Source organism: Bacillus mesophilus, from assembly GCF_011008845.1.
In the GTDB taxonomy this organism is placed as follows: domain Bacteria; phylum Bacillota; class Bacilli; order Bacillales; family SA4; genus Bacillus_BS; species Bacillus_BS mesophilus.
Genome location: NZ_JAAIWM010000005.1, coordinates 172,291 through 184,190, shown reverse-complemented (window position 1 = coordinate 184,190; position 11,900 = coordinate 172,291). Strand labels below are relative to the sequence as shown.

11 protein-coding genes and 1 pseudogene are annotated in these 11,900 nt (G+C 37.3%); 6 read left to right on the top strand and 6 right to left on the bottom strand.

Annotated elements, in window-relative coordinates; translation table 11 throughout:
• Window positions 1–22 precede the first annotated feature (22 nt).
• Window positions 23–1,168: a GNAT family N-acetyltransferase gene (locus G4D63_RS14860; protein WP_163180462.1), complete on the top strand. Its 1,146-nt coding sequence runs from the start codon at window positions 23–25 to the stop codon at window positions 1,166–1,168.
• A 51-nt stretch (window positions 1,169–1,219) separates the two neighbouring features.
• Here G4D63_RS14860 and G4D63_RS22540 read toward each other — a convergent pair.
• Window positions 1,220–2,552 (bottom strand): annotated as a pseudogene (locus G4D63_RS22540) (BCCT family transporter).
• A gap of 205 nt (window positions 2,553–2,757) precedes the next feature.
• On the opposite strand from G4D63_RS22540, the gene nfsA reads away from it, so the two are divergent.
• Both nfsA and G4D63_RS14845 read left to right on the top strand, forming a co-directional pair.
• On the top strand, window positions 2,758–3,507 hold the full coding sequence (nfsA, locus tag G4D63_RS14850; protein ID WP_163180461.1) for an oxygen-insensitive NADPH nitroreductase: 750 nt from the start codon (window positions 2,758–2,760) through the stop codon (window positions 3,505–3,507).
• Window positions 3,508–3,567: 60 nt separating this feature from the next.
• The gene (locus G4D63_RS14845; protein ID WP_163180460.1) at window positions 3,568–3,831 is read left to right on the top strand and encodes a hypothetical protein; all 264 of its coding nucleotides are present in this window, start codon (window positions 3,568–3,570) and stop codon (window positions 3,829–3,831) included.
• 9 nt (window positions 3,832–3,840) lie between these two features.
• Here G4D63_RS14845 and G4D63_RS14840 read toward each other — a convergent pair whose 3' ends face one another.
• From G4D63_RS14840 to G4D63_RS14825, 3 genes are all read right to left on the bottom strand, one after another.
• Complete coding sequence (locus G4D63_RS14840) at window positions 3,841–4,413, bottom strand: LOG family protein (protein ID WP_205603868.1); 573 nt, start codon at window positions 4,411–4,413, stop codon at window positions 3,841–3,843.
• Window positions 4,414–4,603: 190 nt separating this feature from the next.
• A complete protein-coding gene (locus G4D63_RS14835; protein ID WP_239585986.1) occupies window positions 4,604–5,095 on the bottom strand; it encodes a peroxiredoxin in 492 nt (163 codons plus the stop codon).
• Window positions 5,096–5,161: 66 nt separating this feature from the next.
• A complete protein-coding gene (locus G4D63_RS14825) occupies window positions 5,162–6,409 on the bottom strand; it encodes an FAD-dependent oxidoreductase (RefSeq protein WP_163180457.1) in 1,248 nt (415 codons plus the stop codon).
• Window positions 6,410–6,880: 471 nt separating this feature from the next.
• Here G4D63_RS14825 and G4D63_RS14820 point away from each other — a divergent pair, with 471 nt between their 5' ends.
• The gene (locus G4D63_RS14820; RefSeq protein WP_163180456.1) at window positions 6,881–7,333 is read left to right on the top strand and encodes an Rrf2 family transcriptional regulator; all 453 of its coding nucleotides are present in this window, start codon (window positions 6,881–6,883) and stop codon (window positions 7,331–7,333) included.
• 30 nt (window positions 7,334–7,363) lie between these two features.
• On the opposite strand, the gene G4D63_RS14815 is transcribed toward G4D63_RS14820, so the two are convergent.
• Window positions 7,364–8,596, bottom strand: a complete 1,233-nt coding sequence (locus tag G4D63_RS14815; protein WP_163180455.1) for an aminopeptidase — start codon at window positions 8,594–8,596, stop codon at window positions 7,364–7,366.
• A gap of 183 nt (window positions 8,597–8,779) precedes the next feature.
• On the opposite strand from G4D63_RS14815, the gene G4D63_RS14810 reads away from it, so the two are divergent.
• The gene (locus G4D63_RS14810; protein ID WP_163180454.1) at window positions 8,780–9,178 is read left to right on the top strand and encodes a thiol-disulfide oxidoreductase DCC family protein; all 399 of its coding nucleotides are present in this window, start codon (window positions 8,780–8,782) and stop codon (window positions 9,176–9,178) included.
• 142 nt (window positions 9,179–9,320) lie between these two features.
• A complete protein-coding gene (gene gndA, locus G4D63_RS14805; RefSeq protein ID WP_163180453.1) occupies window positions 9,321–10,730 on the top strand; it encodes an NADP-dependent phosphogluconate dehydrogenase in 1,410 nt (469 codons plus the stop codon).
• A gap of 42 nt (window positions 10,731–10,772) precedes the next feature.
• Here the strand turns inward: gndA and G4D63_RS14800 are convergent, their stop codons facing one another.
• Entirely contained in the window at window positions 10,773–11,741 is a 969-nt protein-coding gene (locus G4D63_RS14800) for a nuclease-related domain-containing protein (RefSeq protein WP_163180452.1), read from the bottom strand.
• Window positions 11,742–11,900 lie beyond the last annotated feature (159 nt).

The following is an 11,900-nucleotide window of genomic DNA, read 5'->3' as shown; positions in this document are numbered from 1 at the left end:
TAGAGGAATAAGGAGAATCCATATGCCAGAAATCAGACAGCTAACTGAAGATGACTTTAAAGAAAGCCTAGAGCTTTCACAATATGCTTTTCAATATAAAGTACCTGAATCGGACCTTCCTAAGAGAAAGGAAGGCTTTAAGAAGCACGAGGTTTGGGGAGAGTTTGATCAAGGTCGTCTTACTTCCAAGCTTCATATTCTTTCACTACAGGTCTTTCTTGGTGAGCAACCAATTTCGATGGGAGGAATTGCAGGAGTTGCAACATGGCCGGAGTACCGTAGAAATGGGAGTGTATCTAGGTTAATCAATCAATCACTTCAATCTATGAAGGACAAAGGACAAAGCATCAGTTTTCTTCATCCTTTTGACTTTCATTTTTATCGTCGCTTTGGATGGGAGTTTTGCTTTTCGCAAAAGAAGGTAACGGTTGAAAAGAAGGACCTGCACTTTATGAAGGCTGCTCCTGGTAAAGTTAGTCGAATAACAGATGAATTAACACCTGTCTACGAAATGTATGAAAGCTTCACTAAAAAGTATAATGGTATGCTAAAAAGAGATCTTTCATGGTGGCAGCAAAGCATTGTATCACCAGAGTATCAATTTGTTATTTATACAAACGAAGCTGGGACTCCAACTGGTTATCTTTTGTTTAAAAATGCGGAGAAGCTTCTTGATGTTCAGGAATTTGTCTATTTGGATGAAGAAGCAAGAAGAGGTCTTTGGAATTTTATTTGTCAGCATGATTCGATGGTGGATAAGGTAGAGCTGGTGCTAACAGAGGATGATCAGTTGCCATTCTTACTGAGAAATCCAAAAGTAAAGATTGAAATAGTACCTTATTTTATGGCTAGAATAGTAGACGCGAAAGCTTTTCTAAGTCAATATCCATTTCTTCACCAAGAGGGTGAACTAGTTTTACATATAAAGGATGAACAGGCTGAGTGGAATTGTACATCACTTAAACTTAGTAATGGAGAGATTTCGGAAGCAAGTTCAGGGGAACAGGGTCTAACTTTAGACATTCAATCCCTAACAGCTGTATTGCTACGTGCACAAAAAGCACAATTTTTACATGAGGTGGGATCGATTCAAGGGAATTTGAAGGACATCCAACTTTTGAGTGAATCGGTGCCAAACAGAAATACAAGCTTAGTTGATTTCTTTTAAAAAATGAGAAGAGCAACATGCTCTTCTCTTGAAGGTCCGTTTGCAATGGTGCTAACGGACTTTTTTTTCAGCTTGGCGTTCTTTCTTAAAGTCTTTTAATAGTGAGAAGCACATTGCTATTAGTATAATGGTTAAAGGAAAAGCACTCACAATTATAGCTGTTTGCATAGCACTTAGCCCTCCTGATGCCATCAGAACAACTGCCGATAGAGCTAAGACAAGTCCCCACGTGATTTTAACGAAATTATTAGGGTTTAAGCTACCATTCGTTGTTTGCATACCAAGTACAAACGTTGCTGAATCCGCAGATGTAATAAAGAAGGTTGAAATCAAGATTAGGGTCGTAATAATTAAAACATTGGTTAATGGAAGTTGCTCGTACATATAAAATAGAGCGGTCTCTAGGCTTTGACCTGCAATATTGGTGCCTAAATTATAATCAAAGTTGATGGCTGTTCCACCAAATACCGCAAACCAGATGGCACAAACTACAGATGGGATAATCGTAACGGCCAGTACAAACTCTCGTACTGTTCTACCTTTGGACACACGGGCGATAAAGGTTCCAACAAACGGAGCCCCATACTAGGGAGGTTTTGTACATACTCACCGCTAGTCCCATGTTAAGATTACTTAAGTATTTGATTCCTTTTTGTATACCTGTTGAGGCTGATAGTATAAATAACACAGTAACAATCGAAATGATGATCAGCTGTGTAGCGAAATTATTTGGTACATTAAATACATAACTTAAACCACCATTTATTTGCTGTGCACCTAATCCAAGTGAAGCAGCTACACCAAAAATCGTGGCAAATACTGCGATGGTGTCAATAATTGTTCCAATTGGACCTTTTACTCTTTCTCCTAAGATAGGATACAGTGTGGCGCTCATAAGTCCTGGTAAGTCTTTTCTAAACTTATAGTAAGCTAGGGCAAGTGCAATGGTTGCATAAATGGCCCAGGCATGAAATCCCCAGTGTAAATAGGTATAGCGTAAAGCCAATCTAGCTGCCTCAGGTGTACCTCCTTCACCAAATGGTGGACTGATAAAGTGTGAAATAGGCTCTGAGACTCCAAAAAATAATAAACCAATCCCCATTCCGGCACTAAATAACATCGCAAACCAGGTAGGTCGACTGAATTCAGGCTTGTCATCGTCTTTTCCGAGCTTAATCTTTCCGTACTTACTAAAGATTAAAAACAATGCAAACACAAAGAAAAAGCTTGCTGCAAGCTGATAAAACCATCCAAACTGCGTTAGAAAAAAGCCTTTTGTCACGTCCATTACTTCACCTAGACGTTCAGGCGTAACGACTCCCCAAATAACAAATATTATGGCAATAACGAGAGAAATCCAATATACCTTTGTTACATCTTTCATTTTGCAGCCTCCTTTACTTATAGTATTTACTAGAATTTTGACTATATTATGGAATAAAAGATGTAATTGATTTACCCATTATCTTCACCATTAAAACCATCTGTAAGAATTTTCCGAAAATTATAATGCAACATATTTGAAGAGTGGGAAATTATTGCTTATCATGAAAGAGACCAAATACTTATGTGTGTAGGAAGGGGTATTTATGAATACTGTAATAGAGACTATTCTTAACCATCGTTCGATTCGAAATTTTGAGGATCGAGCATTAACAAACGAACAAATTAAAACAATTGTAGAATGCGCTCAAGCAGCCTCTACGTCAAGTTATATTCAGGCTTACAGTATCATCGGAGTGAAAGATCCTGAGAAAAAGAAAAAGCTGGCGGAGTTAGCCGGTAATCAATCCTATGTGGCGGAAAATGGTCACTTCTTTGTGTTTTGTGCTGATTTATATCGTCATGAAATCGCAGGTGAATTGGAGAACAAAGATGTTGAGGAATCTTTAGAGAGCACAGAAAAGTTTATGGTAGCTGTAATTGATGCCTCCTTAGCAGCTCAAAATGCCTCGGTTGCTGCAGAGTCTATGGGACTTGGTATTTGTTATATTGGTGGGTTACGTAATCAGCTCGGTGAGGTAAGTGAGCTTTTAAATACTCCAAACCGAGTTATCCCATTGTTCGGATTATCGGTGGGCTATCCTGCTGCTGATTCTGGGAAGAAGACGAGACTCCCATTTGAACATATTTATCATGAAGATCAGTACCAAGCTGATCAAGAGGTTTATATAAACCAGTTAAAACAATACAACGAAACCATTTCGAATTATTATAAAGAGCGTACAAACGGTCAACGAACTGACACTTGGACTTCCCAAATGGCAAATTCATTGAAGACTCCGAGACGTATGTATATGAAGGAGTTTGTTGAGAAAAAAGGATTCAATAAAAATTAGTGATACTAATAGGGTCAATTCATTTCGAATTGACCTGTTTTTAGGAAGGTGAAGGATTTTATGGTTTATATATTAATTCTGATAGCATTGGTTCTAATAGGTCTTTCTATGTACTTGACCTCAAAGCAAAAAAGAAGAAGAATACTACTTGGATTGCTAATCATATTGACAGCAATTTTTAGTTATCCGATTCTTGTTCCTGTTTTTGGTGAATGGAAGGCAATGGAGGGAGTTGCCAGTCTGATTGTCTTCAATTTCATGCTTCTAATTGGAGGTTTAGTTGTTTTAGTTGCAGGTTTTTTTACAAAGGTGGAAAAAACTTAGGGGATAGCATTATCCCCATTTATCTATTTTTTGTCCTTCAAATGCATTCATCTTTTCCAGTAAAACTTCTGGATTGCTATCTAGAATTAAACTACTAAGATAGTCTTTCTTTAGAAATCCTTCGCCTACCATGTGCTGCAGCAAGTCGATAAATTTATCGTAGAATTGATTGATATTAAAAAGGGCAATCGGCTTTCCATGATAGCCAATTTGATACCATGTCATCACTTCTGCAAGTTCCTCAAGTGTACCGATTCCACCAGGTAATGCGATAAATCCATCTGATAGTTCATACATTTTAGCCTTTCGCTCATGCATATTCTCAACAATATGTAGGTTTGTTAAATCAACATGATCAACACGTTCATGAATGAGCTTTGGGATTACACCTGTTACTTTGCCTCCATGACTCATCACTGTCCTAGAGATTTCTCCCATCACTCCTACATTACCGCCACCATAAATTAACTCGATATCGTTTTCAGCTAAGAACGCACCTAGCTTTTTAGCTTGTTCTATATAATTTGGATGAGCACCAGTACTAGAGCCACAAAATACACATATGCTTTTTATATTGTTCATAAAGTCCTCCAATTTTATCTTCTTCTTACTATTCTTCTACCATTTTCACACAAAAGTTGATGAAAAATCCATATCAAGTTAAGTATTTTATTGTTGAGGGTAAGTGGGGGCTGCCTAGATGTTGGTTAGGGGAGTACTTTAACAAAGTAAAGGAGTGGGGGACAGGCCCCCACTCCTTTAAAGCGTTACATTATCTGTTCTCAAGCTTAGCAAGCTCGGTTAAGATTTCTTCATTTTCAGGTAGCTTGTCAATTGGATGCACATCGATAAAGCGGATGATTCCTTCTTTATCAATAATGAATAATGCACGTTCTGACATACCTTTTTCATGGCGAACTCCATAAGCATCTGTTACTGCACCTTGTGGGTGGAAGTCAGATAATAATGGATAAGAAATTTCTCCAAGAGATTTCTGCCATGCTTCATGACTTGGTACACTGTCTACACTAATACCCAAAACTTGGGTATTTAAGCCTTCAAAGTCTTCGAGGTCATCCTCGTAAGAAGGCATTTGCGCGCCTCAGACAGGTGTCCAATCTAAAGGATAAAATGCAATAAATACATTTTTCTTGCCAAGAAAGTCCGATAGACTAACTTCACGGTTGCCATGTGCTTTTAATGAAAAGTTGGGTGCTTGATCACCAACTTTGAGCGTTTTAGTTTCTGTTGCTCCTTTTGGCATGGTTATCCTCCTTTTAAAAATATGTAATTTATAATTTAACTAAGAGAGCCGAAACTCTCTTAGAAATTAACTATATTGTGGTCTCATTTGCTTACGCTTGTTTACATGCTGATCTGCACTTAATGCTGCAATACATCCATCAGCAGCTGAGATAACAGCTTGCTTAATTGGAGTTCTACGAGCATCTCCACCTGCATAAACTCCATCTACGCTAGTTTTTAATGTTTCGTCTACTACTACATAACCTTCGGAATCTCTTTTTACAGAATCCTGTAGGAAATCAGTTCCAGGCTTTAAGCCAGCAAGGTATAAGAATACTCCATCTACTTCCCACGTCACTTCGTTTTTATCAGCATCACGAATTAACAGAGACTGAACCTTTTTATCACCATGAATCTCTTTAAGGCGGTGGTTATAGTAAATTGTAACATTCCCAGCTGCTTTTAGCTCGTCAATATTCGCGTCACCTTTAAACTTGTTAGTCGGTACAAGCAATAGTACTTCTCTAGCAAATTTTGCAAGTGCAAGTGATTCATGGACAGCTTCGTCAGTATCACCGACAACAGCTACAGCTCGATCAGCGAAAAATGCCGCATCACATGTTGAACAATAGCTTACACCGCGTCCTGTAAATTCTTCTTCCCCTTTAATCTTACTTCCAGGAGCCTTTGCACCAACAGCGATGAATACACTTTTGGCTTTAATTGTTCCCTCAGGAAGAACTAATTTCTTAATGTCTTCATCAGAGAAATCTACACTTAGAACATTAGAACGGATCATAGTTGTTCCAAAATCCTTTGCTTGAATATGCATCTTCTCTAGTAATTCCTGTCCAGTTACTTCTCCGGGTACACCAGGATAATTAGCAATTTTATGAGTGATTGCTAGAGTCCCAGAAGATGGTGATTTATCTATGATTAATGTTTTTAATCTAGCGCGGGCCGCATACACTGCTGCTGAAGTTCCAGCAGGACCTCCGCCGATTGCCACAAAGTCATATACTTCTTCAAATATTTCTTTTGATGGTTCTTCGAATAAAACAGGTGTAGCATCACTAGATTCGGTTGTTTTAACCTGATCTTCTGTCACGCCGAGCGCCTTTTTCATCTTCTTTGGACGATATCCTATAAAGGCTTCACCATCAATAAATACGACTGGGGTAGAAAACATCCCTTGTTCATGAAGATCATCAAAGAATTTTGGGTTATCAGTTACATTGCGTTCCTCATAAGTGTAACCCCATTCTTTTAGTTCATTTTTTATTTTTTCACAATACGGACATCCAGTACTACTATAAATAACGATAGTCGGCATTATCTTTTCCCCTCCACCTTTATAACCAATCCTACTTTATAATAATTGTAAATAAGAGTCAAGTCAAAATAAGACATCATTCGCTTTTTTAGGATAGTTAAATTACTCACAAAATAGGCATCTTTCTTATATAAAAGTTTTATGTAAAACTCTTATACTAGTAAAAATATAGTCTTTTGAAGACATATAAATAGTATGCCCTATTATTTTTGTTTGTAATCTATTTAATAGAAAAGGTTAGCTACCAATACAGCATAATTTTTCTTATGCAATGTTAAGCGATTTTCATATAAGAATATCCTTTTACGAAGCGATTTTTTTTAATATTAATCTTACATAAACGTCAAATCTTTAACGAAATAAAATAAGCGAAAAACAACTGTATGCGCAAGTTAGGCAAAATTGAACCAATTATATAGTTTGGTATGTTATGCTTATTGATAGGAATATCGGGAGAAAAGGAGAAAAACGTTGAGGCTTACTAGTTACACAGATTATTCGATAAGAGTGCTGATTTATTTAGCTACACTCTCTGAAGACCGACTAGTTAATATTAAAGAGATCGCAGAAGTATACCAAATCTCTAAGAATCACCTAACGAAGGTAATTTATGATTTAGGGAAACTTGGGTATATTGAAACAGTTAGAGGAAGAAACGGTGGAGTTAAGCTTGCCTTAGAACCTCACGAAATCAATATTGGAGAGGTTATCCAGAAGACAGAAGATGATTTCTATATGGCTGCATGCTTTGACCCAACTAATAAAGGTTGTATCATTAGTTCGGCATGTAAACTGAAGGGGATTTTGAACAAAGCTGTAAGCTCTTACCTCTCTGTTCTTGAACAATACAGCCTGGCTGATATTATCGAAAACAAGGAAGACCTTCAGCAACTATTTCAAAAACAAATGATAAAAACACGATGATCAGCAATCATCGTGTTTTATTTTTACTTTTTAAATCGCCCAATCTCCATTTCTAAAGAGTGGTTCCAACTTTCCATCCTCATTTTCAGCATCAATATCCATTTTTGCTGACCCTATCATGAAATCTACATGTGTCAAACTTGAATTTGACCCTTCCTCTGTTAGTTCCTCTGTACTCATGCTAGTTCCGTTCTCAATACAGATGGGATAAGCCGATCCGATTGCAAAGTGGTTCGATGCATTTTCGTCATATAAGGTATTGTAGAATAATATGTTTGATTGTGAAATTGGTGAAGAATGTGGAACTAATGCGAGCTCCCCAAGGCGATGTGAGCCTTCGTCTGTTTCGATTAATCGTCTAAGTGTTTCCTTGCCGACCTTAGCTGTATAGTTAATGATGCGTCCGTTTTCAAAGGTTAAAGTGAACTCGTCAATCATGTTTCCGCCGTATATTAAAGGTTTAGTGCTACTAACAACGCCGTTTACGCCTTCTCTGTGTGGTGTTGTGAAGACTTCTTCTGTTGGTAAGTTAGGTGTGAATTTAACATCTGCTGCAGTCTTTGCTCCACCACCAACCCAGATGTGTTTTGCTGGTAACTCAATCGTTAGATCTGTTCCAGGCGCTTTAAAATGTAGCTTTTTGTATTTTTTGTTGTTAAGATATTCTACCTTGCTTTGAAGGTTTTTACCGTGCTCCTCCCACGCCTTAACTGGGTCCTCTAAATCTGAGCGAGTACACGAGAAGATTGCCTCCCATAGGGCAGTTTCTTGTTCGTTAGGCTTAAGATTTGGAAACACCTTAGCTGCCCACTCTTTCGTTGGAACAGATACGACACACCAACTTATCAGGCTGGATTGCGTCATTTTTCTAAAACCCTTCATGTTTTGTGCGAAGGTTTTGTTCATTGTAGCGATGCGGTCTGGATCTACACCAGCGAGTAAGTCTGGGTTAGAAGCTGCAATGGATAAATAGGCACATCCATCCTTAGCCATTTCTTCGTAGCCTTTTGCTTTCCAAGTTGGAAACTCATGTAATGCTTCTTCTGGTGCTTCTTCAAGTTTGATTTTAGTAATTTCTTCATCAGCCCATTCGATATGTACATCCTTAGCTCCTGCGCGATAGGCAGCTTTCGTAACTTCTCTTACAAATGTTGCTGATACTAGTGGTGCAGCAATTAATAACCTTTGACCAGGTTGTATGTTTAGTCCGATTTTAACTGTTAGTTCTGCGTACTTTTCTAAATTTACAGAAAAATTATTCATTTTTACTCCCCTTTAAAATAATGTGATAAAGCTATTGTAGGTGAAGATGTAAAAAAAGGAAACTTTAATTATTTTAGAATAATTTTTATTTGTTCGTTAAATAGCATTATTTTTAGCGGTCAGCTAGAACTAATAGACATTTAGCGACTAATTTGTTTTGATATTACAAGAGGGGGATAAGTGATGAAAAATGCAGTTGTTTATTTTGATGGAGAATGTAATCTGTGTAACGGTGCGATTCAGTTCTTAATTCGCCAAGATTCATCTGAAAAACTGTTATTTGCTTCGCTACAATCTAAGGCTGGCCAGCAACTTTTACTGAGTCAACAGCTTGAAGCAGAACACTTTGAGAGCATGATATTTTCTAAAGGAAGAAAAATATACTTTAAATCAGATGCAGCTTTAGCGATATGTGGTGAACTTGGAGGGACCTTTAACATCTTACGCTTGTTCTATATCATTCCTCGCCCTATCAGAGATTATATGTACAGTGTTATTGCTAAAAACAGATATAAATGGTTTGGTAAAAGAGATCAATGTATGGTGCCCACCCCTGAATTGAGAAAAAGATTTTTAGAATAAAGTATATTGCAAATAATAAATTTGTAGCTTCAGTTTTTTATTTTCTCTTCAGAACGTTTATAATAAGATGGAGAATAGATATGAAGAATAGCATACATAAAGTTTATTTTATTTAGGCAACAGAAAGGACGTTAATAAAGCTATGGCAAAACAACAAATTGGTGTAATAGGTTTAGCAGTAATGGGTAAAAATTTAGCCCTTAATATTGAGAGTAGAGGTTACACGGTATCTGTTTTTAACCGCTCTCGTGAAAAGACAGATCAAATGATTCAAGAGAACGAAGGTAAACAATTAACACCTACATATACTTTAGAGGAATTTGTAGAGTCTTTAGAAACACCTCGTAAAATTTTAATCATGGTTCAAGCAGGTAAGGCAACAGATGCAACGATTGAAGGACTACTACCTCTTTTAACAGAGGGAGATATTATAATTGACGGTGGGAACGCTTATTTCCCTGATACAATGCGAAGAAATAAAGAGCTTGCTGAAAAGGGTATTCGCTTTGTTGGAACTGGAGTATCTGGTGGAGAAGAAGGAGCTCTTCTTGGACCTTCTATTATGCCAGGTGGACAAAGGGATGCGTACGAGCTAGTAGAATCAATTTTAAAGGATATTTCAGCTAAGGTTGATGGTGAGCCATGTTGTACGTATATTGGTCCAGATGGAGCAGGACATTATGTGAAAATGGTACATAACGGTATTGAATACGGTGATATGCAGTTAATTAGTGAAGCATATTTCCTACTTAAAAACATTGCAGGGGTATCTGCACAAGAACTTCATGAAATTTTTGCTGAGTGGAACAAGGGTGAGTTAGATAGCTATCTGATCGAAATCACAGCAGATATCTTCACAAAGTTTGATGAAGAAACAGGTAAGCCTATGGTAGATGTAATTTTGGATAAAGCTGGTCAAAAAGGAACAGGTAAGTGGACAAGCCAAAGTGCATTAGATCTTGGAGTGCCACTTCCAATCATTACTGAATCAGTATTCGCTCGTTTTATTTCAGCATTAAAGGATGAGCGTGTAAAGGCAAGTAAGATTTTAAAAGGCCCTGAAAAGAAAGAGTTTGCTGGCGATAAAAAAGAATTTATCGAAGCAGTACGTAGAGCATTATATGCAAGCAAGATTTGCTCATATGCACAAGGTTTTGCACAGATGAGAGCAGCATCTGAAGAATATAACTGGAATTTAAACTATGGTGAGATAGCCATGATCTTCCGTGGTGGTTGTATCATTCGTGCTCAATTCCTTCAAAAAATTAAGGAAGCATATGATCGTGATCCAAAGCTAGCTAACTTATTATTAGATCCATATTTCCAAGAAATCTTAGAAAACTACCAATCAGCGGTTCGTGAAGTAGTTTCAATCGCAGTATCAAACGGGATTCCAGTTCCGTGCTTATCAAGTGCAATTGCTTATTATGACAGCTACCGTACTGAAACCTTACCAGCTAACCTATTACAGGCGCAGCGTGACTACTTTGGTGCACACACTTACCAACGTGTTGATAAAGAAGGAACCTTCCATACAAATTGGATGGCATAAACTAGACGTACAGGACCTCGTTTCAATGGAAACGAGGTCTTTTTATGTTGTTGGGAGGAAGTACTTTCTACCTTTTGTTGTGCCGTCATGTGAAAAGTTCATTGACTGTAATAGATGAAATGTAGAGTTTCTTGATGGTAGGTTAAGAAATTCTCTACATTCCTTATTTGTGATAGTTGGAGAAATCAGCAATGAATAATCAATAAGGGCCGAATTGTGTGCCGTTTTAGAGGTGGAGCAACAATAAGGACAGTGCCAAATCCCATTTTTTCTTGTCATAGGGATTGAAAAGCAATTTGTGCATTCAACTCCTTTAAGAATTTCGGACATCTGAATGTCATATTGACTGTGCAAGTTAGGAAAGTAGGGAGTGTGTCTTTTTAGTAGAAGGGATGTGAGCTTTTTTAGTTCTTTATTAGTAAGAAGTGATGTTTTATAGATTTTTTCATATTCTTCAATTTTAAAAGGAAAAAATGTGCTGTGTATCACTTTCTTGGGAACTTGCGAGGAATTAGTATTAAGAGTTTTAATAATGGTTTGTGGATTGCTGAAGACAACGAGAGTTTCAATCGGGATTGTTGGAACTTGGTTTGTATTTAACCATTCTTTCAGTTGAAGTTGTTGCCTTTTCACTTGTAGTATAGGATCTTGAAAACCTTCTTCAATTTCGTTTATGGATCTAATGAGTTGGTTGAATTGAGAATCAAACAGGATGGTTCCCGCAATGTTTTTAACTTCGCAAATAAGAATAAATTTTGGTGAGAGAAAGAGAATATCCATTTGAAAAAAGTGTGTTCCTAGCTGAAGTCGTAGACCGTGGAAGATCTGGTAGTTATCTTGTGGAAGGAATGATAAATAGTAATCAACTGCTTGTTCACCTTTAAAACCTGCGAGGTACTTGGCAAGGTCTTCTTGAATGAGAGGCCTTTTGGGATGGGATGGTGGTAATCTCCTTAATAATGCTTGTAGCTTTAGAATTATAAGTGGTATCTCTCTTGTTTTTTTTATCATGTATTGTGCTCCTTTCTATTTAGTAGAATCTAATTCGGGTTGAGAGGTTAATAATCCTGCTAGGATTGGAGAGATTTACTATTTTCAGTAGGAAAGTGAAAGTAAATGAATTAAAAGACAAATTAATATGTGAAAGCAAGTATATTTATGGGTAATCTC

Coding starts and splice junctions, on each gene's coding strand:
- G4D63_RS14860 (WP_163180462.1), top strand. CDS start 23: ATGCCAGAAATCAGACAGCTAACTGAAGATGACTTTAAAGAAAGCCTA.
- nfsA (WP_163180461.1), top strand. CDS start 2,758: ATGAATACTGTAATAGAGACTATTCTTAACCATCGTTCGATTCGAAAT.
- G4D63_RS14845 (WP_163180460.1), top strand. CDS start 3,568: ATGGTTTATATATTAATTCTGATAGCATTGGTTCTAATAGGTCTTTCT.
- G4D63_RS14840 (WP_205603868.1), bottom strand. CDS start 4,413: ATGAACAATATAAAAAGCATATGTGTATTTTGTGGCTCTAGTACTGGT.
- G4D63_RS14825 (WP_163180457.1), bottom strand. CDS start 6,409: ATGCCGACTATCGTTATTTATAGTAGTACTGGATGTCCGTATTGTGAA.
- G4D63_RS14815 (WP_163180455.1), bottom strand. CDS start 8,596: ATGAATAATTTTTCTGTAAATTTAGAAAAGTACGCAGAACTAACAGTT.
- G4D63_RS14810 (WP_163180454.1), top strand. CDS start 8,780: ATGAAAAATGCAGTTGTTTATTTTGATGGAGAATGTAATCTGTGTAAC.
- gndA (WP_163180453.1), top strand. CDS start 9,321: ATGGCAAAACAACAAATTGGTGTAATAGGTTTAGCAGTAATGGGTAAA.
- G4D63_RS14800 (WP_163180452.1), bottom strand. CDS start 11,741: ATGATAAAAAAAACAAGAGAGATACCACTTATAATTCTAAAGCTACAA.